We start from the raw sequence: 23,439 nt of genomic DNA, 5'->3' as shown, positions 1-23,439 counted from the left end.
ATTTTTTTAGTAAGATTTTAACGTAATGATTTTATTGAAATAATTCGTTGCCCCCGCCCTCGCGATTAAAGTTGGGGTCCTGCCTGCCGATAGGCACCTTATCAAGTTCGCAGGAGAGGGGTCATATGAAAAAGGTCACTGAAATCAAAAGCCGCAATCTCCGCAAGGAACGCAACGCAGACATTCTTCGTCGCATGCGTAATGGAGAACAGCTGGCGAGTTTCAACAGCTATGCGAGCTGGTTTCCGCCACGTCCTATCATACAGAAGGACATGCACGCTCTGCAGGAGCTTTATGGAAACGATGTCGTTGCCATGAACTCAACGCCAAGCGAATCGCGCGAATCCAGCAGTTCGATGGATATGATGCCTCTGCGTTTGGCTTGACAAGAAGTTGACACGATCAAGGCCTGGACCTCTGTCCGGGCCTTTCTTGTTGTCACTCGGCCAGGACGCACAGGACCAAAAGCCTTAAAACAGCCCTGGCTGTAACGGCTCGCGCGCAATGCAGTTTCGCAGTCTCCTCAAGAAGACAGCCCTTTTTTGGTTCCTTCAAGTCGATGCCGGTGCGGTCCGAACGTCTCCAGGTCCCTGGTGGACTGGAGGAACGTGCATGAAATTCTCAGAGTCGGATGACAGCCCGTACCCTTTACGACTGACAGCCACCAATGCCGCGATCGACTATTCCCTTTATGAAGTTTCGGCCTGCACCGTCGGTATCCTGACGCGCGAGCACCTTTGCAGCCGCGATTACCTCTTCATGGAAGCCGTCGGCCGCCGCATCCCCTTGCGCGTGTCCGCGATTCTGCCTCCCTTCCGTGTGCCTCAGGGCCCGGTGGTCAAACGCTATCGATTGACCTGCCTCGACTGTTTGATGGAACTCGATCGCATCCTGATGCCTGACTTCGGCACGCCGAACGGTCTGCAGTTTCCGCGCTGCCCGGTCAATCCCAGGGTTTACGTGGAGGCCCGCTGGCCGCATCGGGAGCAACTCGAAATATTGGAATCGGTCGATATTTCCCGCTCCGGCCTGCTGCTGCGGGTCGTCCGAGGGGATGACCATGCCGCCCTGGCGATAGATTCCGTGGTTGCTTTGCGTCTGGATGTCGCGCGCCTCTGGTTGCCCGAATCCTTGCAGCCATGGGGACGGCTCGTGCGGGCCTTCCCTTCCTATGATGAATTCAAAACCTTTTCTTATATCGCCGTGCAGCTCATTGATTTCAGCCAGCGGGATGCCGCGCACTGGAATCAGCTGCTTCGTCGGATTGAGCGCGGCTTTTTGTCCGGCCTCAGCAAGCTGGCCTCATCAAAGCTTTGATCGTGGAAATCCCAGCCCCTTTCGGTTAGGCTGGTGCCAGGACTCCCCATCGTTGCGCTTCAGGCTGCACGAGCAGGAGGCTTTGCCATTTTGGGGGATAAACGTGGTGCATAAAGATGGAAAGCAGGATGCAAAGGACTCCATCATGGAGGAAAGTTTGCAGCATTTCGCCAGCGATGTCGGCATCGTCTGTGCCTTGGAAGCTGGCGGCAAGATCACGCCACAGGAAGCTTACAAGCAGATTAAAGCCAGATGGAAGGAATTGAAAAAAGCCAAGAAGGCTCTTTATCCCAAGGATAAGGATCTGGAAGACGACAAGAGTGGTGATTGATCAGCGCGGATAAAGCGCCAGGATTGCGGCTTTATCCCAGTCCGTGATGCTGTTGATTCCTTCATAACCCATAATCGAGGGATGCAGAGTCTCTCCACGGATGTCGCGGCTGAATTCATGACCGAGGCCCCAGAAGTGGCCCATCTCATGAACAGCCGTGAGCAGATAGGCCTCCCGGAACCGGCTCAGGGCATCGTGGAAAATGAAGATCTGGCTGTCGACGATCCTGAAGTTCTGAAAATCCACGACCGGCATCGTGACGCCGAACACCGCCGTATCCTCCTGGGTTTCCAACCGATAGCTTTTCACCAGATTGATGCAGTGCTGATTCACATCCGTCCACGGCTTGCCATTCTTAACGAATTCCACTTCATAGCTGAGTCCGCCCATGGTGCCCGTCGGGTCACCCATGGCCACGCTCCAGTCGGTGATGGAGCGGTTGAAGGTCTCCTGGTCCTCGGCACTGAGATCACCACAGATGGAAACTTTCACCGGGCCTTCCCAGGGAATCGCGAGGCCCTTGCCCCCGAGATACTGATAGCTGTTATCGAGTTGGGGCACGGGCTTCTGGTCGTCATCGAAGCGCGTGAAGGTCATGCCGCCCAGGTAATTCCCCAGCTCATCCGTATCGCTGATCAGAATACTGAACACCCGTTTGTCTGCGGATAGACTATAGTGTTCGGCAACGACGGGATCACCACTCACGGCGGTGATATCCCAACGTCCATTGACCTCCACAAATTCCAAAACCGGATAGTCATTAAAGCCTTCGCCTTGGGCTTTATATAAGAGTTTGTCGCCTTCGCGCTGAAAGCTGTAGAGACTCAGTTCATTGTCCAGCTGCCCATCATCGGTGCTGTTCTGATCCTCCAATTCCTCCTGACTGTCCACGCGGTCGATGGTGGTAACGTCCACTTTCGGTTGGAACACGGTGAACCCAGCGAGCGTGTAGTCGCTGAAATCCCCGAGTGTGGCCGTGGTGACGAAACTCTCCTTATCGGGGAGGGTGCCGTCGAGCATAACCATGGGATCGCCCAGAACAAAGTAGCGATCAGGGACCGCCGTATTCTTGCCCTTTTTGGACGATCGACCACAGGCCGTCGCGAAAGGAAGACTGAGGACGAGAAGGATGAGCAAACCCCAGCGAGCCTGCAAACCTTGAATAATAAAGGGATTGGTGCCCGAGGGCGCGGTCATGAGTCGCTTGGACATCAGCAAAAATCCTAGGGTGGAACTTTTCCAAATATCACAACAGAGGGCTTTACGGCGGAATCACCGGAAAGTTGAGAGTATTTTCAAAAAAATTCAACTGGGAGGGGTCACCCTACAGAAATGTTGGAAGGCCTGGTGTTCGGGCCCAGCGACGAAGGTGAAATTTTTCTACAAATTTCCTACAGAACTGCATCAAATTGTGGCTTTTTGACGTAAATGAGTGTTCTCAATGTGCGCTCAGGCCTGATTTTGTACATATCCGTAGCTTTTAAACTGGCTCTCTTCGTCATTTTTTTACATAAAGAAAGTGTTCACAGATAAAAATCGGGATATAACCGGCCTAACACATACGGATGTGAAGATCTTTCAAAGCTCGCGTACTGTCAAAAAGCTGAAACTTTTTGCAAGCAAAGGGAGGGTAGGATGAATCCCCGAAGTCAGGCGGCGTCGATCTTGCTTCAGCACTCAGAAGATCGCATTCGCCGGGAACGACAACTCGATGTCCTGCGCATGGCGGCAGTCAACCTCGAGAAGAGTGCAGGGTTTGTGGATGGACTCAGGGAAATTCTGGGTTCGCTCGAAAGGCACTGCGATCTTGTTCTTGGTCGTATCAACTTCCTGGATGGTGTGATCGACATTGGAAAGGAAATCCGGGCACCCGGTGGTGAGAAGCCGATCGATCCCCAGGTGGAAGAAGCGATTCAGATGGCGAATCAGGATGTGCTTCGAAACTGGCGACCGAAAATGGTTCCAGTCCCCAACTTCGAAGGCTCCCGATTCCACAGCACCTTCGAAGTCGAACGCGGTGTCCAGCTTTATGTTCTGAGTCATCCCATCAAATTCAACGAAAGGAAAATGGGAACTCTGACCGCTGTGAAAGTTTGCTACGGTAGCTTCGAACCCAAGACTGAACAGTCCTTCCTTTCCGTCCTCACCTCCATGATTGCCCAGTCGGGCATGATCAACCGCTTCTATCCCGATCAACAGCACGATGCCGCCTCACCCCAGCCTGTGGTTCCGACCCAGGACAAGGTGAAATTCGATCGTTCCCCGATCATCGGCAATTCGAAAGCCATGCTGGGCGTCTTCGAATTGATGCAGCAGGTTGCCGACACCGATACCACCGTGCTTATCCTCGGTGAAAGCGGAGTGGGCAAAGAGTTGATTGCGGACGCTCTGCATCGCAACAGCGTGCGGCGCGGCAAACCCTTTATCAAGGTGAACTGCGCAGCGCTGCCGGAAACGCTACTGGAAAGTGAACTCTTCGGGCATGAACGCGGTGCTTTCACCGGCGCGCACACCCAGAAGAAAGGTCGCTTTGAACTCGCGAACAGCGGCACCATTTTCCTGGATGAAATTGGTGATCTGTCCCTGACCACGCAGATCAAACTCCTGCGCGTTCTGCAGCAGAGGGAATTTGAACGTCTCGGTGGCGTCTCGACCATCAAAGCGGATGTGCGGGTGATCGCGGCCACCAACCGTAATCTGGAGGAGATGATCGAACGTGGGCAATTCCGCCAGGATCTTTACTATCGCTTGAATGTGTTCCCCTTGCATGTCCCGGCCCTGCGCGAGCGCAAGACGGATATCATGCCTCTCACCGATTTCTTCATTGAAAAGTACCGCAAGGTGCATAACAAAAACATCCGTCGTATCTCGACCCCAGCCATCGACATGCTCACCAGCTATCATTGGCCTGGAAATGTTCGTGAACTTGAAAACTGTATGGAACGCGCCGTTCTGCTGAGCAATGAAGGCGTCATCCGTGGACATCACCTTCCCCCCAGTCTTCAAATCGCCGAAAGCACGGGCGTTGAAACTGGCAACAACCTGAAGACGACCCTTGAGTCGATGGAACGTGAATTGATCCTGGATTCGCTGAAGGCCAGCAAAGGCAATATGGCTAAAGCGGCTCGTGAATTGGGCCTGACTGAACGTGTAATGGGCCTGCGAGCCAAAAAATATAACCTCGATCCTCGCAAGTTCCGCAAACCGAATTCTTAAGTTTTTTTCAGCGCGGTGGCATTCCCTTCTGGTCAAACAGAACGATGCCACCGCCTGGTAACTCTCCCGTGCCCGTATTCCCTGCCATTTTCCTCCCTCGCGACGATTCCCTGAAACTCCATTCTGTGCCATGATCATCCCTTAAAGAGGAGGACCGATGATGACCGTTCATTTCAGGAGGTGGGCTTTGAGTTTGCTCATGCTGGGAAGCACATCCTGTCAAAAAAATTCCAGTGATACCCGTGATGCGCCGGCGCCATCATTGAATCCTGATGCCCCTCCGGTGACTTCGGATACCGATACGAAACCGAAACCGGATGATGGCGGCACCGCGAATCCCAACACGCCGACTCCCACGCCGCCACGTTACTATGCTTATGTAGGGGGCAGCAGCGGCCAGATTGGTATTTATAAATTTGAGGTTCCGGCCGGAACCCTGCAGACCGTGAAAAACGTTCCTTTGGCGGGAACGGTCACGAGTTTCATGGCCTTTCATCCCAGCTCGCCCTGGGTTTATGTCGTGAATGAAAGCGGAGCCGGGGCTGTCATGTCCTTTTCCATCAACCCCGAGACGGGTGATCTGACCAAACTCAATGAAATTTTGGCCAACGGCGGCGGGCCCACACATGTGAGTGTGGATCGCAGCGGCAAGTACGTGATGACCGCCAACTATGGAACGGGTGAAGTCAACACCTTCGCCATTCAAACCGATGGCCGGCTTGGGCCAGCGCTGGCCAGCACCATCGCGGGGCAGAATGCGCATCAGATTCTGAGCGCGCCCTCGGGGACGGCCGTCTATGTTCCCTGTCTCGGGTCCAATTATATCGCCCAATATACTCTGAACGCGCAGACCGGCCAGCTGGTTGCGCAAACCCCACCGACCTTGAATCTGCTCACCGGTGGTCCACGGCATATGGCCTTTCATCCGACCAGCCCCTGGGCCTATGTCCTGAAGGAAGTGAGCAGCACGATCCAGGCGGTGAGTCTGGACGCTGGCACACAGCAGCTGAAACTGCTCGGCACCGAGCTGCTCACCCGCCCGGTGGGAGGTGGCGGCAACACCGGAGCCGAGGTGCAGGTGCATCCGTCCGGGTCCTATGTTTATGCTTCCAACCGTGGGGATGATACGATCGCGCTGCTGACCGTCAATGCGGATGGAACTTTGACTTTTAAAAATGCGACCCTGACTGGCGGAACCACGCCGCGGCATTTTTCGATAGTGCCGAATGGGAAGTGGATCCTGGCGGCCAATCAGAATTCGGGAAATGTCACCGTCCTCGAACTCAATCCGGAGACCGGTGCCTTGACCCTTCGCGGTCAGCCGACGCCTTTCGCAGGAGCGCAGTATGTGGAGGTGATTGATCTGAACCGTTATAAAACCACGGCGAACGGTCTGCGTGCGCCAAGGAAATAGTCGCTATTTCGGAGCGGTCTGCGTGCGTCAAGGAAATAGTCGCTATTTCGGAGCGGTCTGCGTGCGCCAGGCAAATCGTCGCTATTTCGGAGCGGTCTGCGTGCGCCAGGCAAATCGTCGCTATTTCGGAGCCGTATGCGTGCGCCATTCCTTGTTCAGGATCAGGCGCGCGCCTTTTTTATACGTGAGATACGACCAGGCCCACTGCATGAAGACCAGCAGACGGTTTTTGAAACCAATCAAGTAATAAATGTGCACGACAAGCCAGGCGAGCCAGGCGATGATGCCGGTGAGCTTGATCGGGCCCATTTCCGCAATCGCCTTGTTACGCCCGATGGTGGCCATTGCGCCTTTATCAAGGTAACGGAAGGGTTCGATGGCGGCCCCTTTTAAACGAGCTTTGATGACCCGGGCCACATACTTGCCCTGCTGACTGGCCACCGGGGCGAGGCCGGGCAGGGGTTTGCCATCCGGTCCCGGGAAGTGCGCCTGATCCCCGAGCACGAAAACCTCGGGGTAATCCTTCAGGCTGCAGTCGTTTTCCACGATCACGCGCCCGCCGCTATCCAGAGCCACACCCAGAGTTTGATTCACTCCGGTCGGCGCCACGCCCGCAGCCCAGATCACGGTGGAAGCGGCGACGAATTCGTTGCCGATATAAACGCCATCCGCCGTGATATTGGTCACGCGTGAATTGGTCCAGACATGAACGCCGAGACGCTCCAGATCCTCGGTGGCTTTTTCCGAAAGACTCGGGGCAAAGCCGGAGAGGATCCGTGCTCCGGTCTCGATCAGGATCACGCGGGTGCGGGCCGGGTTGAAGTTTTTGAAATCCTGCGCAAAGGTGTGGCGACTGATTTCGGCAATCGAACCGGCCATCTCCACTCCGGTGGGGCCGCCACCGACGATGATGAAGGTCTGCAGTTTCTTTTGCTTTTCAACATCCTTTTCCTGTTCTGCCATTTCAAACGCGAGCAGAATGCGCCGCCGGATTTCAGTGGCCTGTTCCAAAGTCTTGAGGCCAGGGGCATCCCCTTCCCATTCGTTTTTGCCGAAATAGCTGTGTTTGGCACCGCAGGCCAAAATCAGATAGTCGTAGGAGAAGACCTGGTCTTCCATAAACAATTTTTTGGCTGCAAGATCCACGCGATCGACATGTCCCAGGAGAACGCTGGTATTCTGATCCCTGGCGAGCACGGCCCGGATGGGCACGGCGATATCCGCCGGGCTGAGCGCGGCGGTGGAAACCTGATAGAGCAGGGGCTGGAAGAGATGATGATTGCGTTTATCGATAAGGGTGACGCGAATATCTTTCGTGCGTCCCAGTTTTTTGGCTGCATTCAATCCGGCAAAGCCAGCACCGACGATAATCACGTGCTTTGTCATAATTTCTCCCCTGGTCATCCAGCTTATTGTATACTGGATCGCCAAATGAGGCTACAGCGAGGTGAACCATGCAAGCCGTGATAGTGGGAGCAACAGGACTGGTTGGGGGTTGGGTGATCCAGGAGCTTTTGGCCGAACCAGGATGCACGCAGCTGACCAGCATTGGCCGCCGGGCTCAGACGCCTCAGGTTAAAAAATGGAGCGAGCGGATCGGGCCCATGAACGATCTGGAGCCACTCCTGAAGGATATGAACGCGGATGTGGCGTTCTGCTGTTTGGGAACGACCATTAAAAAAGCCGGATCGCAGTCGGCTTTTGAAGAGATCGACTGGCACCTGCCGATCCGCTTTGCGCAGGCGATCCGAGCCCGGGGGGTGAAGCAGTTTCATGTGGTGTCATCCCTGGGGGCTGACCCGCGGTCCAAGAACTTTTATCTGCGCACCAAAGGGCGCATGGAAGAGGATCTTAAGAAGTTTGGTTTTGAAACACTTGTGTTCTATCGTCCTTCGCTCCTGCTCGGGGAGCGCGAGGAAAAAAGGCCGCTGGAGCGCCTGTCCATCGGCGCCTGGCGTTTCCTGGAACCGGTTTATCCGCGCTTTTTGCAAACCTGGAAACCGATTGCGGCCAAGGCTGTGGCGCGGGTGATGGTGCAGGAGGCGCTGGCGGAAAAAAAGGGCACGCGAATTTTGGAAAACCGGGATATACACGCGAAAATTGCCCAATTCTGATGGCCGGAAAGAATGAAAAATGGGCCGCCGCTGGAACAGGCAGTGGCTTGATTTATCTTGAGAAACGTGTCCAGAGCGGGACCGCATCAGGTTACCGTGCGAACCCTCCGATAAAGATTGCAGACATAGGAGTCTCAGTCCATGGTCATACGGAATCGTTGCCTCGGTTCAGTCGTGTTGAGCTTTGTGGTGCTGGCGGCCTGCCAGGTGCCACCCAAGGCTCAGGATGAAGCCGTGACGCATCAAGAGCCCAGGGGCACGCAGGGTGATGCATCCGAAGGCGTGGTCGGACCGGATGAGGCTTTTTTTGCAGCCTGGTACCTGGATCAGGTGTTTCGGTATTCCAGGGATTATGGCAGTCCCACGCTGGACAGCGGCTTCGGTCCGATGGTGCCGGCGGGGTCGGTTTCCGCATTTGATTTTCAGGCCAATTTCACCGAGGCGCGTCTGCAGTTGATGACGCAATCCCTTTATGCTTACGGCGATCTGGATCGTGATGGACAGCTGACGGAACAGGAATTCATTGGATTGAAAATTGATCCCGCGCTCCTGGGCCGTGACGCCGATAAGATTTCTCACGCCTTTGATCAGGCTTTCTTTTTGCGTGTGGCCGGTGCTGATGAGCTGATCCAGATCGATGAGTGTGCTGAATTTTTGCACGCAATCGGCCCCATGATCCAGGAAGACCTCGATCGTCTGACGGCGCAGGAGCAGAGACGCCTCCTGATTCACTCCTGGGAGCTGGTTCTCGGCCGCTATGATGCCGATCAAAGTGGAAGCCTCAGCCTGCAGGAACAGCGTGATTTACGCAAGGATCGCGCCCTCCTGATCAGCCGCCTTCTGGGCGAATAATCCCTATTATAAAACCACCAAAGCGTGATGCGCGCCCTGGGTGAAGCCCCTCGGTCCGGGTCCTGGTATTTGACTCCTAGCGGCAGATCAGCTAGGAAGAGTGTCTGGAGTTCACATTTCTGTAGGTCTTTAAGAAGGGAAACGGGCTATGGATCGTAACTTGGCATTGGAATTTGTGCGTGTGACCGAAGCGGCAGCCCTGTCTGCAGCCCGCTGGGTGGGACGTGGCGACGAAAATGCAGCGGATCATGCTGCTGTGGAATCCATGCGACGCGCTTTTGACTCCATGCATATTGACGCAACAATTGTGATCGGTGAAGGCGAGCGCGACGAGGCGCCCATGCTCTTTATCGGGGAAAAGGTTGGCAAGGGCGGTCCCATGATTGATATCGCCTGTGATCCTCTGGAAGGCACCTCCATTACCGCCAAAGGTGGCAGCGAAGCCTTGGCCGTAATTGCGGCCGCCGAGCATGGCAACTTTCTGCATGCCCCTGACACTTACATGAAGAAGCTGGCCGTTGGTCCTGGGGCCCGGGGTGTTATCGATATCAATGAAACACCCACGTGGAACCTGCAGCGTATCGCCAAGGCTCTGCATAAAAAAGTCGAAGATCTGACTGTGATTATCCTCGACCGTCCCCGGCATCAGGAACTCATCGGTGAAGTTCGCCAGGCCGGTGCCTGTATTCGTTTGATCGGTGACGGTGACGTTTCCGCGGCGATTGCCACGGCCGATTCCGGGACCGGTGTCGATGTGCTGATGGGTATCGGTGGCGCTCCGGAAGGCGTGATTGCAGCCGCGGCCCTGCGTTGCCTGGGTGGAGAAATTCAAGGCGTTCTGCAATTCCGCAAGGACGACGAACGCAAGCGGGCGCGCGCCATGGGTATTACCGATGAAAATCGTGTGTACGGTATGGATGATCTGGCCCGCGGTCATGTGATGTTTATTGCCACGGGTGTGACGAATGGTTCCTATCTGCGTGGCGTGCGGTATACTCCGTACGGGGCTACGACGCATTCGATCGTGATGCGCTCACAGACCGGGACAATTCGTGAGATCACGAGCCGTCATCATTTTGCGACGAAGCCGAATTACGGTTGGTAAGCTCTCGAGAAGAAAAAAGCCCCTGGAATGATCCGGGGGCTTTTTTATTTTTACCGGATCAGTTGATCATGGCGAAAGTCAGGGCGTAGCCGGTAATACTGGACTCGCTGGTATCGGACTCACCACTCACGAACTGAAGTTGGGCACCCAGTTCCATGTTGGGAGCCAGGTCGAAGCCACCGCTCAGGAAGATTTGGGTCAGGTCGGATCCATCGATGCCGCTACTGTTCGAAAAGGAGCGGAAAGCCACTTCCACACGGGAGTTGTCGCTGACGGCGGATTCCAGAATCAGGCTGTAGCTGGTTTCTGTTTCCAGTGTTTGTGTGGGCTGCTCGATGCCCGGATAGTCCGCTTGATCATAGCGCAAACCAAGAGCCAGGACAGGTAACACTTTGTAACGACCATGCACGATGATCGTCTGAGGTGCGTTGGCGCTCGACTTGTCATCGTCCTCATTGGCTGTTGATAAGGCGAGGGAGGCTTCCCATGGGCCCTGATGCAAAGTTCCACCTACTGTAAAGGTGTTATAATTGTAGGATTCCGATCCGGTGGGATAGTCATCTTCGCCGCTGAAGATATTGATGCTGGCACCGAGGCTGAAAATGGGGCTGATCGCAAAGGCCAGGCTCGGGCGAATCGCTGTTTCAGAACCTTCAAGATCGAAGCCGCCCCCTTCCTGTTTTGAAGTGTCATAGTGAATATCAGCACCCAGAACCATTTGTCCAAGAGCCTGGTGATAGGCGGCCGCAAGGGACTGACCCTCGAGGTCGATTTCCGTTCCTCCTGGTTTGACCTCGTACGACCCGCTCAGAAGCCCGGCCAGAGCCTCAAAACGGCCCGCCGTCACCTGATAATGCTGAGAAGGTGATACAATGGAAGGGCTGGACAAAAGAAAATTTTCGAATCCTGCTCCTTCTTCCTGAGCAAAAGCCGGAATGGATACGGCGGAGACAGAGAGGAGCATGCATTTGGCGGAGAATTTCATCATCAGATCCCTTTTTTGGAAAAAAGAAAACAAAAAAGTAATGGTCTCGCCATGAAAAAGCAATCATGAGGTGAATGGATCTGTGAAAATACCTATACTCGATCTGGGAGTTCTGGCCAAATTCCTGCTCCCTGCCACGATCCTGGCGGGGATTATTGTCTACATCTTCCTGCGTTCGATTGTGGTTTTCTTCTGGCAGGCAACCCATAGCACCAAGGTCCAGAAAAAAGTCGGGGAACTGCGCAAGCCCAAGGCTGCTCCGGTGGCCGTAAGGAAAACCGACCTTTTTGCACAGCTGAACAGTCAGCAGAAGAAAATCTATCTGCGTGCCAAGGAACTCATCGAGCTGCAGCAGTTTCAGGATGCCGCCAAACTTTTTGAGTCGATCAATTTCCAACGCAAGGCCATCGATCTTCTGGAGTCCCACGGCCTGATTGAGGAAGCCTGCGCCATTCTTTTACGAATGGGTGTTCCTTATCGCGCGGCGGTTGTGTATGAACGCAACGGACAATATTTGAAGGCCAGTGAATTTTTCCTGAAGGACGGCAAGTACGAACAGGCGGCCCGCTGCCTGGAAAGGATGGCCGAAAAGGATTTCCATTTTTATCGGAAGGCGGGCGAGTGTTATCTGAAAGCCGGTCTGGTGGAAAGCGCTCTGACCGTCCTGAGCCGCCTGGATGCCAGCCAGGATGTGTTGCGTCTGTCCCTGGAACACGAGCGCTACGATTTCCTCCAGCGTTATCTGGATCTGCCTTTTCATGCCCAGGCCCTGCTGCCCCAGCTGACGCCGGCGCAGGTTCAGAATCTGGTGAATATCGTGGCCCTGACGCCCCAGGGGGCTTTAAGCCTGGCGCATTGGACCATGTATCGGCCGGATGAAGCCATGGTTCTGGCAGCCCTGTTCAAGCTGCATGTCAGCAAGGATCTGGCGCAGGTCTTCTGGAGTCGTTTGGATGATGGCTTCAGCGATTTTATCTGTGGGCTGCTACCGACAGTTCCGAAAATGCCGGCTGCAGAAATATTGCAAAGGCATGCGGAAGCGTTGGATGGTCTGGGCCGTCCGGTTCATGCGCAGCGGCTGTGGTCGCTGGCCGGGTTGAATGGGGATACGCGGAAAACCACTCTTGCGATCGGTCTTTGAGATGACAGAGTAGGGCTTCGCGATCGGTCTTTGAGATGACATGGACGGTGGGGGCATGCCCCCACAATCCGACCTTAATTCAACCCAATATATCCTTCAAAAAACGCCCCGTATGCGAGGCCTTGACGCGGGCCACTTCTTCCGGTGTCCCCTGGGCGACCAGCTGACCGCCGGCCTTGCCGCCCTCCGGTCCGATATCAATCACCCAGTCGGCGCATTTGATGACATCGAGGTTGTGTTCGATCACGACCACGCTGTTGCCCGCGTTCACCAGGCGCTGGATCACGTCCAAAAGATGCGCGATGTCCTGGAAGTGCAGACCGGTTGTCGGTTCATCCAGTACATAAAGGGTCCGTCCGGTATCCCGCTTGGCCAGTTCGCGAGCCAGCTTGATGCGCTGGGCCTCGCCGCCTGAGAGTGTCGTTGCCGATTGACCCAGGGAGATATAGGACAGCCCCACTTCAATCAGCGTATCGAGCACCTGCACGATCTTCGGATGCTTGGCAAAGACATCCCGAGCCTCCCGCACGGATAGCTTCAGGATATCCGCAATCGAATGGCCCTTATAAAGGATTTCACAGGTCGTCGCATTGAAACGTGAACCCTTGCACGCTTCACAGGGCACGAACACGTCGGCGAGAAAGTGCATCTCGACCTTGATGAAACCATCGCCCTGGCACGGCTCGCACCGGCCCCCCTTCACGTTGAAGGAAAAACGGCCCTTGGTATAGCCACGCATCTGCGATTCCGGAAGCATCGCATAAAAATCACGGATCAGATCAAAAACCTTGGTATAGGTCGCCGGATTGCTGCGCGGCGTCCGACCGATCGGCTTCTGGTCGATATTGATGACCTTGTCGATATGCTCGAGGCCACGAATTTTCTTATGGCGACCGACTTCCACGTCGGCATCATGAAGTTTTTTGGCCAGCGCGGGATACAGAATATGATTGATCAGCGTGGACTTGCCCGCCCCGGACACGCCGGTGACGGCGGTGAGAAGACCCACCGGAATGCTGACATCGATATTCTGCAGATTGTTTTCCTGCGCCCCTTCAATGAGGATGCAACGCTTGTCATCCCGCGGTCGCCTCTGGGTCGGGATTTCGATTTTGCGCTTGCCGCTGAGGTACTGACCGGTCAAGGACCGGCTCTCCTTCAGGATGGATTTCAAAGGCCCGCTGGCCACGATATGCCCGCCTTCGGTGCCAGCACCGGGACCGAAGTCGACGATCCAGTCGGCCGCTTCAATCGTCTCCTGATCATGCTCGACCACGATCAAGGAGTTCCCGAGATCGCGCAGATGCATGAGCGTGCTCAGAAGTTTTTGATTGTCACGCTGGTGCAAACCGATCGATGGCTCATCGAGGATGTAAAGAACCCCGGTCAGTTCCGAACCGATCTGCGACGCAAGGCGGATGCGCTGGGCTTCACCCCCGGACAAGGTCGGACCCTTGCGATCGAGGCTCAGATAACCCAGGCCCACGTTCACCAGAAAGCTGAGGCGGGCCTGAATTTCCTTAAGCAGCTCCTTGGCGATCATCTTTTGATTCTCGCCGAGCTGCAGATCTTTCATAAACGCGCGGCAGTCCTCGATCGACATCTGGCAAAGCTCAATGATCGATTTGCCCTGCACCAGCACGGACAGAACTTCCGGTTTGAGGCGGCGTCCTTCACAGCTTTCACAGGCCTGCGAGGACATGAATTTGCCGTACCACTCCTTCATGCCTTCCGACTGCGTGGAGAGATAGCGCCGCATCATGCTCTTCAGGATGCCTTCATATTCCGTCTCCCAGGTGCCTTCACTGCGGGCGCCCTTCCATTTCACGGAAAGGGACTTGCCCGGCTCACCGTAAAGAATCAGATTCTGCTGCTTTTTGCCAAGTTTCGACCAGGGCTTGTCAAAATCAATGCCCCACTGTTTGCGCATGGCATTGAAACGCTCCTTGCTCCAGCCGCCTTCCTTGCTGTCACCATTTTTGAAATAGGAGGCCCAGGGCACGATCGCGCCCTCGCGAATGGACAGCGAAGGATCGGGAATGACCTTGTCCGGATCCATGGCCACCACGGTGCCGAGTCCATTGCAGGTCAGACACATACCGGCCGGCGCATTAAAGGAAAAGAGCGGCGGATCGAGTTCCGGATAGGCGATCCCGCAGCAGCTGCGTTCCTCGCTCATGCGGAGGTCGGAGCCGTTTTCGGGATGGACAATGATTTTGCCCTGGCCGCGTTTCAAGGCCTGCTCCACCGAGTCGGTGAGCCTTTGCCGAAAACTCGAACCCGCTTTGACGATCAGACGATCGACCACGGCCTCGATGCTGTGTTTTTTGTGTTTGGCCAGGTCCTGCACATCGGTGATGCTGACCACCGATCCGTTCACCCGCACGCGTTCATAGCCCTGGGATTGCAGAACTTCGAGCACTTCCTTATGGGTGCCTTTGCGATGCTCCACCAGCGGCGCCAGAATCAGAATTTTGGTGCCTTCCGGCATCTCCTGAATCTGCTGAACCATGCTGGCGGCATCACCCCGTCCCACTTTTTTGCCGCATTTATAGCAGTGCTGAATCCCAACGCGGGCATAGAGCACGCGCAGATAGTCATAAACTTCCGTAATGGTGCCGACCGTGGAACGCGGGTTCTTGCTGGCCGATTTCTGTTCGATCGAGATGGTGGGCGCGAGGCCACGAATGGATTCATATTTCGGTTTGTCCATCTGGCCCAGGAACTGCCTGGCATAGGAGGACAAGGATTCAACATAGCGCCTTTGCCCTTCGGCAAAGATGGTGTCAAAGGCCAGGCTTGATTTCCCGGAGCCGGAGACGCCTGTAAAAACCACCAGTTTCTTTTTAGGGACGCTGACGGAAACGTGTTTGAGATTGTGCTCTTCCGCGCCACGGACAACGAGTTCATCGCTTTCAAGTGCAGCAGATGCGGCAAAGTGAGGCTGAGCAGAGGTCATGTGAAGCATCCTTTATGCGAAATACGGGGTTAACCATACTTTTGTACAAACAAAAAATCCAGCAGGTTTTCGTTGGACTTTCCGGGGCGGGGGCGCTAATTCATGGCAGCTATGGCCCACTTGTTCTGCCTGCCTTTGGGAGACCCCTTGACATGTATTATCTGATGCAACTGCTTTCCCGAACGCTCGGCCTTCTGTCGCCAAAATCTCTGGAGCGACTGGCCGCAACGCTCACTTTTATAGTCTTTGACCTCCTGCGCCTCAGGCGTCAGCTGATGCTCCAGAATCTTGAGCGCGCCTTTGGCACGACCCGGACCGTCGCAGAAAAAGAGACGATAGCCCGTGCGGCGGTCTTCAACTTTGTGCAAACCCTGCTCGAAACTCTCAGTTCACCTGCCTATCCTTTGGCGCAAAATATCGAACTGCGCGGCAGCGAGCATCTTTACGCCGCGCTCGCCAAAGGGCAGGGCGTGTATGTCCTCTGCTTTCATATGGGCAACTGGGAGGCCATGGCAGCCAAGGTTTCGCAGGAATTCGTGCCCGTGTATGCCGTGATGAAGCCCATCGGTTCCGCCGGCATGAATCGCTTCGTCGAGGAGCTGCGAACCCGCAACGGATTGAACTGGATCAAGCGGGATAAGAAAGGCGACGGCTTCCGTGGCATTCGCGAGGTCCTGCAACGCAAGGACATCGTGGGCTTCATCATCGACCAGGCGCGCCCGGGAGAACCGCGGCTTCCTTTCTTTGGTCACCCCGCGAAAACCAATACCAGCTTTGCCGCCATCTGGCGCCGCATGCCTGCGCCCATCGTTCCCGTCCATATTCATCGCGTAAGTTTCGGGCGGCATGTGGTGACCTGCGAACCGGAGCTGACGATGGTGCACCAGAGGGGCAATGTGTCGGGTGACATTCTGCAGAATTCGCAGATGTTCAGCGAAGTGGTGGAGAATATAGTGCGGCAATATCCCGAACATTATTTTTGGTTCCACAACCGCTGGAAATAACATCGTTAAGAACGGCTAATGCAAATGTCAAAATCACATTACCCCAAATGATGGATATAAGTTATTGAGTTTCCAGGAGGAAAGGCCATTTATTAAGGCGAGAGCCAGGAAAACCGATGAGTCTCCTATGCACCAAGAAGGAGTCGCAAATGAAAACCTGGCCCAAAAGGTTTTTGATGAGCTTTGCCATGCTCAGTGGGCTTTGCGCCTGCCAGCAGCCCGTGGCTGATCAAACCGTGGAGGAGAAAGGTCCCAATGCTGACGTCCAACAGGAAGGGAGTGTGCCGTCGCCGTTTATCATGGCGGTGAAGCTGGCCACCGTTCCGAAGGAGCAGCTGGATCAAAAGTTTGCTGCCACCGGTGCGAAGGCTCGTACGGGCGTGGACATTTATCGTCTTTACTATCGAACCACGGATATGAAGAACAATGTGGTGAAAGCCACCGGCATCGTGGTTGTACCGACCATTCGTTTGCCGGTCTTTCCCTGGATCAGTTTGCAGCGCATGACCATCACAGGTGAGGCGCAGGCTCCCAGCAACAAACCGGAGGAAGGGATCTTCGAGGCTTCCCAGGGTTTTATCACCGTGGTCGCCGATCAGGTGGGTTTTGGTGGCACAACCGGAATCCTGCATCCTTTTCTCTTCAAGAATGCTTATCCGAAAGCTCTGATCGAGATGCTGCGTGCATCGAAGACTTTTGTGGAAGCGAATGGCCTCAAGGTGGGTCCTCTCTTCCTGCGTGGCTATTCCGAGGGCGCTTATGCGACCATGGCTTTGCAAAAGGCCATTGAAACCCAGCATGAGGATGAATTCCAACTGGCGGCCTCCGCCGGGGGCGCGGGTCCTTATGAACTGGAACAGGGTATGATGCAGAGCCTGGCTTTGCCGCAGATGAATCCCGTGAGTTTCTCGCTCCTGACGCTATCCTATGCGCAGTATCTGGCGCCGGAGCTTGATTTAAGCAAGATCTTTGCGATCAATCCGGATGACGTGAAGCAGACCTTGAACGGCAGCAAGATCTATACTGAGGCCCTGCAGAGTTTGCCGTCGGCGCCTTCGACTCTTCTGAAACCGGAATTCATCGCCGATTTCATTCTGGAGCAGCCCACCACTCCGGAGGCTCAGACGCTGCGGCGATTGCTCGCGGAAAATGGGCTTTTCAAGGATGGCTGGGTTCCGAAAACGCAGACGCGTTTTTATCACTGTCGCGATGATGAAGCGGTGCCGGTCCAGGCCACGGATTATGCATATGGCGCGATCACGGCCCTGGCTCCCAATGCTCCCGTGACCAAAGTGATTATGGATAGCCCCGATGCTACGAAACCTTTCCGACACAGCACATGTCCTTTGTATTTTGCGCCGGTCAGCTGGTTCGGTGAGATCGCGTCGTCTCTGGCGTTTCAATGAGATCGTGTGGGGGACGCTGACTGTAACCCAGGCCCGTCAGCGGGTCCTCTGCAGCAACTGAACCGCCAGACCATGCAGGGCCTTGCCCTTTTCGCCAAAGGGCAGGAGGTCCTGAAGGGCTTCGGTTGTCAAACGCTCCGCGCGGGCGCTCGCCTCTGCGTGTGACATAATCGTCAGATAGGTCAGCTTTCCCGAATGCGCATCCTTGCCCTGTGATTTCCCAGTGGCCGCACTGTTATCCAAAAGATCATCGATAATTTGAAAGGCGAGGCCCAGGCGTGAGCCGAAGATCCTGAGGCGCTCCACTCCGTCAGCGGAGGCTTCACCGGCTATGGCTCCCATGGCACAGGCCGCAGCTATCAAGGCGCCCGTCTTATTCGAATGAATGGCGTCGAGATCCTGGGCGGTAAAGCCGGAGCGTCCCGTCCAGTGCATATCCAGATCCTGGCCGTAAACCATGCCGCGGCCTCCCGCCGCTTCACTCAAAGCCCGGACAAGCTCCACCTGGGCGGCTGCTGTCAGATGCGTGGATTGCAGGAGGATTTGAAAGGAATCGGTCAGCAGCGCATCGCCCACCAGCAGCGCCGTGGCCTCATCAAAAACCTTGTGCGTGGTCGCACGTCCGCGGCGCATATCATCATCATCCATGCAGGGCAAATCATCATGCACGAGGCTATAGGTGTGCACAAATTCCAAAGCCATCGCAGCCGGCAGAGCCTTGTCCCAGGCTGAACCCACAGCTTCCGCAGCGGCCATGGCCAGGAGTGGACGAATGCGTTTGCCCTGACCGGCCAAAGCGTAACGACAGGCCGCATGCAGCCTTGTGGGTTCGTTGTAAAGCCGATCCTGCACGTCGCGCCACGCGGCTTCGAAGCGCTGCAGCCAAGGGGACAACTCGATGAAACTCACCATAACCAACCTCCGCGATCCAGGCATTAGATCAAAAGCCAGGGGCCCTTGTCCAGTGCGCCGCCTTATTGCAGGCAGGGTTCCGGCCGATGCCCCCAAAATGACGTCAAAATCTGGGGGCCAAGTCCTTGAATTCCTTTACGTCCTATTCTTTACCGAATAATTCAAGTCTTGAGAATGCTTGAGATAAAGTTTTCCTTTTGGAATTCCGACCAGAAGCCTGAGGATTTTCAAGGGGAGTCGGATGCATAGAGTCTTGAGGCTGCTCTGTCTGGTTGCTTTGGTCCTGTCGGGCCTGGGCAATGCGGAGGAGCGTCTGCTGATTCTGGACGCCGTCGAGGGCCGTTATACGGTCGGCCCCTATGCCGACGTTTATGAGGACAAGAGCCGACGGATGTCTTTTGAAAAGGCCCAGCGGTATTTTAAAAGGGGCCGTTTCAAAGCGGAGGTCCAGGAGGTTCCCAACTACGGCTTCACGGGTCGCGCCTACTGGTTTCATCTGAAGGTCATCGGCACGGAGAATCAGCAGGAACCCTGGTTTCTGGCGCTCGAATATGCCCTGGTGGATCAGATCGATATTTATTATCAGGATGCGGATGGAAACTGGCAGCATAAGCAATCAGGAGACCGCCGCGAGTTTGCCACGCGTGATCTGAAGAATCGCTTCTTTTATTTTGATATGCCCGTCCGGGCGGATCAGCCCATGGAAATCTACGTGCGTGCGCAAACCGATGGAGCCTCCCAGTTCGTCCTCTATTTCAAAACACTCCGGGAGATCCTGAAAGCGGACCACGAAAGCCAGTATTTTCAGGGCATGTTCGTGGGGCTGCTGGCCGTGATGATCGCCTACTATCTGCTGATGACGATCGGCGCCCGCAGCATGGAAAACTTCTACCTGAGCGCCTTTCTGTTTTCGCTCCTCCTTTTTCATATGGCCATGAACGGATTGGCCATCGAATATCTGTGGACCGACTTCATCTGGTGGTCGAACGCATCGGTGGCGTTTGCCGTGCCCTTTGTTTTCTTCACGGCGCTCCTGAATGCCTATAGCTTTCTGCCTGTGCGCAATTATAAGCGTCTGCAGCTGACCTTTTATGTCTTTATCTTGATCCTGGGGTCTGAGTGTCTCGGAAGTTTTATCCTGCCCTACATTGCGATCAAGGGCTATGTGGTTTCGGGGATGCTGACCATCCTGCTGATCTTCGGGACCAGTTTATTCATGCTGATCAAAGGTTACAAGCCTGCCCGCTTTTATCTGCTGGCCTGGGTGTCGCTCATGATGGGAGCGATGATCTATGGCTTTCAGAAGCTCGGGGTGGTTCCTGTGACCTTCTGGACAACTCACTGTGTGGAAATCTCCGCCTCCTGTCTGGTCGTGCTCCTTTCGGTGGGTGCGGCCGACAAGATCAACGAGATCAACAAAAAGATTCGCAAGGCGCAGAAAGTCGCGCTGCAGGCTCAGGTGGAAGCCCGTCGTGTGACCGAGCTGATGAATTCCCAGCTCGAAGGTCTGGTGAAGGAACGCACCGAGGAACTCTGGCAGCAGACCAAGGATATGAGCGTCATGCTTCACAATATCCAGCAGGGGATCTGTACCGTGGATGGCGACGGCATCATTCACAAGGAATACTCGAGCTATATGGAACAGATTCTGGAGCAGAAAGGACTGGAAGGTCGTTCGCTCTTCGAACTGATCTTTGCGAAGTCCGATCAGCCCGCGGAAAAAGTTCAGATGCTCCATTCGGTGCTGCAATCGTGCATGGCCGAGGACACTGTTAATTTTGATATCAATTCGCATCTCCTGCCCCGACACATTCAGCTGGTTCAAGGCAACAGCCGGCGTGACCTGGAAATGGAGTGGGCACCGATTGAGGATGCCGAGAACCGGGTGCAGAAGGTGCTGACCGCCATCCGGGATGTGACGGAGATCAAAAAAGCCGAGGCCATGGCCGCAGCCCGGCAGCGCGAGTTGGAAGTCATGGGCCGCATCCTGGATCTGCCGGCCTCCAAGTTCAAACGCTTTGTTCAGTCCACCCGGCATCTTTTGCAGGATTGCTACAAGATCCTCGCGCGGACGGATCTGAAGGACCACTGGTATATGATCCTGCGCAACGCCCACACCATCAAGGGCAATGCCCGAACCTATGGACTCGATGAAATGTCGAAGATGGTGCATGAGGTGGAAAATGGACTCTTCAGTTTTGATCGCCAGAAGCTGGGCCCGGTGGAACGCGAGTTCTCGATCAAAGGGTTGAAGGATATCGAAGAGCTGCTGAATTTCTATGTGATGATCCATGATGAGAAGCTCAAGCGGGCGGCCTTTGCAGATTTCGAAGCGGCGCTGGTTCGTCTCTCGACTCTGGTCGTGGCCCACAAGGACCAGATGAGCGCCTACCTGCAGCGCGAATTCACGGATATCCTGGGGCGCCTCGATCAGCTGAACGTGAACAGCTTTCATAAGGCGCTGCAGCCGATCATCAGCTCGCTGAAGCCGCTGGCTCAGCAGCTGGGCAAGCAGACCCCAACGGTCCTGATCCATGGCATCGACTTTTATGTGGAGCCCGATCAAACGGAAATGCTGGAGGATATCTTTGTCCATGCCTTCCGCAATAGTCTGGATCACGGTTTTGCCCCGGAGGATCAGGGTGAGATCACGCTGAGCATCCAGCACGAGGAGTCCTATACAGAGATCATCTATGCCGACAACGGGCGGGGCTTGAACCTGCCTGTGCTGCAACGCAAGGCTCTCGACAGAAACCTCATCACCCTGGAAGCCAGCGAGGATGAGATCGCTCATACTATCTTTGTACCGGGCATTTCAAGCGCGCAGGTTGTGACGGAAATTTCCGGACGCGGCGTGGGCATGGAGGCCGTCCGGGCCTTCGTGAAGCTCCTGGGCGGAAACGTGGAAGTGGTCCTGGATGGTCCTGGCCGGCAGGAGGGTTACCGGAAGTTCCATCTGAGAATTCGATTGCCAGTGCAGAAGAAGATCGTCCAGCGCAACGTGCATCTGGTGGCCTCCTGAAGCCCTGACGGAGTCTCAGGCGGTCTTCTTGCGGTGATTGCGCGGACCGGTTTGCAGGAACAGCGGGGAATAGTTATCGGTATTGAAGAAATGTAAAGCGGTATGCGCCGAGTCGAGCTTGCTTTCCTTGACGCTCTGTTCAATGTCGATAAGGCCGATGAACTCCGTGCGCTTCAAGGGATCGACATTGATGATCAGACTATCGACATGTTTATAGCAGAAGAATAAACCCAAACCGGCCCCACCACTGTCCTCATCGAACTCGGGTGTGTCCTTGATGGAGAAACAGCGGATCAGGCACTTCAGCACGAGATCGCGCGTGATGGAACCAAACTGATCCGTGACGGAAATGGCTATGCGCCGGCCATCACTGCCGAATTCCAGGCGGGCGGCCTCGGTCACGGGCAACACCACCGACTCGGTGCGGTTCTTGTGATTATGCAAACGGTTGCCGCGCCGGTCGACTGGGGCATCAAAGATTGCGTTCATCAGCAGCTCTTCCGCCACGACTTCCATATGCTTGATAATGGCGCTGCGCAGGCCCATGCTGCGGCCATACTCCTTCAGGAATTCCACATATTCGCGACGGGTGGACGCATCACGGATGTGAAAGGTCCAGGTATGCGCACCCCACGCGAGGTATTTTTTCAGACCAAATATATCGTTTTGCATGATCTTTGCGATGGTACCCAGCAGGTCGCTATTATTCAGAGCGTTTTTCGGACCTTTGGCGATGAAATTGGTGAAATGGCGAAGATCGGCTAAATAAGGATAAATTTCCGTCAGCGGCGACTGCGACATGACAATGGTCGGGATGGTCGCCAGCTCGATGCCGCGATTGATGAGATGCTGATGACCTTCCATATCGAGCGCGTAGGTGTTGACCTGATGCTCCAGTACCGCTTCTTCAAGCTTTTTAAACGATTCCGGAGCAATGACGTCGCAACCGGTTGCCGTCAGGATGCGCAGAGCATCACGGCGATTCTTGCGCTGAGGGTCAAAGAAAAGAATCTTGTTGTTCTGCATGGATAGCAATCCTTCGATCCATAGGGCCGTGGATATTCCACGAGCCTTGCCGACAAAGAAATGGCCTCTGTAAGCTCGGCAGGAAGCAGCGGGAACCTGAGATCAATCGCGCCAGGGCCACGATAAGAGCTTGAAATTTAGACCAAAATTTTATACCCAGAAGAACGCAATTTCGCTGCGGAGAAGGCACTCATGATGCAGGAACCAACTCAACCGAAAGTTCTCGATTCTTCCGTTTTGGAAGGCTTGCGCGTTTATGCCAAGTCAGGTGCATTTCTTCAGCAAGTTATTGAGATTTTTGAGCAACATGGAAAAGCTTCGTTGGAAGAGCTGTATGCAGCTTCGGAGAGCGACGATAATGAAAGCGTCCGGCGCGTCGCGCATCGGCTGAAAGGCAGCTGCCTCAACGTGGGCGCGACGCAGATGGCGCAAAAGCTGAGACACCTGGAGCAGTTATGCGCCGCGAATGCCACTCGTGATGACACCCATGTCCTCATCGCTGAGCTGCCGGATGTGTTCGCCGATACGTGTAACGCCTTGAAATCAATCCCTTGATTCCCAGCGCCCCCAAGTCCTGGACCGGATCTGCCGAAGAACAAACGGGGAATTTTCGATTCATGAGGGCAGCCTTTTGA

At 55.0% G+C, this 23,439-nt stretch carries 19 protein-coding genes; 13 read left to right on the top strand and 6 right to left on the bottom strand.

All coding sequences use genetic code 11. The features are described from left to right. The first annotated feature begins 125 nt into the window (after nt 1-125). The 3 genes from OLTU_RS22330 (at nt 126) to OLTU_RS22320 (ending at nt 1,648) form a co-directional block, all read left to right on the top strand. The gene (locus OLTU_RS22330; protein ID WP_141734965.1) at nt 126-386 is read left to right on the top strand and encodes a hypothetical protein; all 261 of its coding nucleotides are present in this window, start codon (nt 126-128) and stop codon (nt 384-386) included. 226 nt (nt 387-612) lie between these two features. Continuing rightward, nucleotides 613-1,317: a hypothetical protein gene (locus OLTU_RS22325; protein ID WP_141734964.1), complete on the top strand. Its 705-nt coding sequence runs from the start codon at nt 613-615 to the stop codon at nt 1,315-1,317. Between the two features lie 145 nt (nt 1,318-1,462). After that, nucleotides 1,463-1,648, top strand: coding sequence for a DUF7219 family protein (locus tag OLTU_RS22320; protein WP_218110195.1), 186 nt, complete (start codon nt 1,463-1,465; stop codon nt 1,646-1,648). Here the strand turns inward: OLTU_RS22320 and OLTU_RS22315 are convergent, their stop codons facing one another. Beyond that, nucleotides 1,649-2,860: a zinc metalloprotease gene (locus OLTU_RS22315; protein WP_141734962.1), complete on the bottom strand. Its 1,212-nt coding sequence runs from the start codon at nt 2,858-2,860 to the stop codon at nt 1,649-1,651. Nucleotides 2,861-3,283: 423 nt separating this feature from the next. Here OLTU_RS22315 and OLTU_RS22310 point away from each other — a divergent pair, with 423 nt between their 5' ends. Both OLTU_RS22310 and OLTU_RS22305 read left to right on the top strand, forming a co-directional pair. Continuing rightward, nucleotides 3,284-4,864: a sigma-54 interaction domain-containing protein gene (locus OLTU_RS22310; protein WP_218110194.1), complete on the top strand. Its 1,581-nt coding sequence runs from the start codon at nt 3,284-3,286 to the stop codon at nt 4,862-4,864. A gap of 187 nt (nt 4,865-5,051) precedes the next feature. After that, nucleotides 5,052-6,278 carry a lactonase family protein gene (locus tag OLTU_RS22305; protein WP_176736857.1) on the top strand — a complete coding sequence of 409 codons (1,227 nt, stop codon included), beginning with the start codon at nt 5,052-5,054 and terminating at the stop codon, nt 6,276-6,278. 120 nt (nt 6,279-6,398) lie between these two features. Here OLTU_RS22305 and OLTU_RS22300 read toward each other — a convergent pair whose 3' ends face one another. After that, a complete protein-coding gene (locus OLTU_RS22300) occupies nt 6,399-7,664 on the bottom strand; it encodes an NAD(P)/FAD-dependent oxidoreductase (RefSeq protein WP_141734960.1) in 1,266 nt (421 codons plus the stop codon). 68 nt (nt 7,665-7,732) lie between these two features. On the opposite strand from OLTU_RS22300, the gene OLTU_RS22295 reads away from it, so the two are divergent. The 3 genes from OLTU_RS22295 to glpX all read left to right on the top strand — a co-directional run bounded on the left by OLTU_RS22295 (nt 7,733) and on the right by glpX (nt 10,349). Beyond that, the gene (locus OLTU_RS22295; RefSeq protein WP_141734959.1) at nt 7,733-8,392 is read left to right on the top strand and encodes an NAD(P)H-binding protein; all 660 of its coding nucleotides are present in this window, start codon (nt 7,733-7,735) and stop codon (nt 8,390-8,392) included. Between the two features lie 141 nt (nt 8,393-8,533). Then, a complete protein-coding gene (locus OLTU_RS22290) occupies nt 8,534-9,244 on the top strand; it encodes a hypothetical protein (protein WP_141734958.1) in 711 nt (236 codons plus the stop codon). 148 nt (nt 9,245-9,392) lie between these two features. Beyond that, nucleotides 9,393-10,349 (top strand): class II fructose-bisphosphatase, encoded by a 957-nt coding sequence (glpX, locus tag OLTU_RS22285; RefSeq protein ID WP_141734957.1) that lies wholly within the window; start codon nt 9,393-9,395, stop codon nt 10,347-10,349. 58 nt (nt 10,350-10,407) lie between these two features. Here glpX and OLTU_RS22280 read toward each other — a convergent pair whose 3' ends face one another. Continuing rightward, the gene (locus OLTU_RS22280; protein ID WP_218110193.1) at nt 10,408-11,313 is read right to left on the bottom strand and encodes a hypothetical protein; all 906 of its coding nucleotides are present in this window, start codon (nt 11,311-11,313) and stop codon (nt 10,408-10,410) included. A gap of 103 nt (nt 11,314-11,416) precedes the next feature. Here OLTU_RS22280 and OLTU_RS22275 point away from each other — a divergent pair, with 103 nt between their 5' ends. Beyond that, nucleotides 11,417-12,475: a hypothetical protein gene (locus OLTU_RS22275; RefSeq protein WP_141734955.1), complete on the top strand. Its 1,059-nt coding sequence runs from the start codon at nt 11,417-11,419 to the stop codon at nt 12,473-12,475. 79 nt (nt 12,476-12,554) lie between these two features. On the opposite strand, the gene uvrA is transcribed toward OLTU_RS22275, so the two are convergent. Then, a complete protein-coding gene (uvrA, locus tag OLTU_RS22270) occupies nt 12,555-15,434 on the bottom strand; it encodes an excinuclease ABC subunit UvrA (protein ID WP_141734954.1) in 2,880 nt (959 codons plus the stop codon). 152 nt (nt 15,435-15,586) lie between these two features. Between uvrA and OLTU_RS22265 the strand changes: the two genes are divergently transcribed. After that, entirely contained in the window at nt 15,587-16,438 is an 852-nt protein-coding gene (locus OLTU_RS22265; protein WP_176736856.1) for a lysophospholipid acyltransferase family protein, read from the top strand. Between the two features lie 149 nt (nt 16,439-16,587). Then, nucleotides 16,588-17,844, top strand: coding sequence for a hypothetical protein (locus OLTU_RS22260; protein WP_141734952.1), 1,257 nt, complete (start codon nt 16,588-16,590; stop codon nt 17,842-17,844). Nucleotides 17,845-17,880: 36 nt separating this feature from the next. Here the strand turns inward: OLTU_RS22260 and OLTU_RS22255 are convergent, their stop codons facing one another. After that, nucleotides 17,881-18,756 carry a polyprenyl synthetase family protein gene (locus tag OLTU_RS22255; protein WP_176736855.1) on the bottom strand — a complete coding sequence of 292 codons (876 nt, stop codon included), beginning with the start codon at nt 18,754-18,756 and terminating at the stop codon, nt 17,881-17,883. 241 nt (nt 18,757-18,997) lie between these two features. On the opposite strand from OLTU_RS22255, the gene OLTU_RS22250 reads away from it, so the two are divergent. Next, nucleotides 18,998-21,778 (top strand): 7TM diverse intracellular signaling domain-containing protein, encoded by a 2,781-nt coding sequence (locus OLTU_RS22250; RefSeq protein WP_141734950.1) that lies wholly within the window; start codon nt 18,998-19,000, stop codon nt 21,776-21,778. Between the two features lie 15 nt (nt 21,779-21,793). Here OLTU_RS22250 and OLTU_RS22245 read toward each other — a convergent pair whose 3' ends face one another. Further along, nucleotides 21,794-22,804, bottom strand: coding sequence for an ATP-binding protein (locus OLTU_RS22245; protein WP_141734949.1), 1,011 nt, complete (start codon nt 22,802-22,804; stop codon nt 21,794-21,796). A gap of 192 nt (nt 22,805-22,996) precedes the next feature. Here OLTU_RS22245 and OLTU_RS22240 point away from each other — a divergent pair, with 192 nt between their 5' ends. Continuing rightward, nucleotides 22,997-23,359, top strand: a complete 363-nt coding sequence (locus tag OLTU_RS22240; RefSeq protein WP_141734948.1) for an Hpt domain-containing protein — start codon at nt 22,997-22,999, stop codon at nt 23,357-23,359. The last annotated feature ends 80 nt before the right edge of the window (nt 23,360-23,439 follow it).

Source organism: Oligoflexus tunisiensis, from assembly GCF_001748245.1.
GTDB lineage: Bacteria > Bdellovibrionota_B > Oligoflexia > Oligoflexales > Oligoflexaceae > Oligoflexus > Oligoflexus tunisiensis.
Note: the sequence above shows the minus strand (reverse complement) of the source record. Positions and strands in the feature narration are given on the sequence as shown.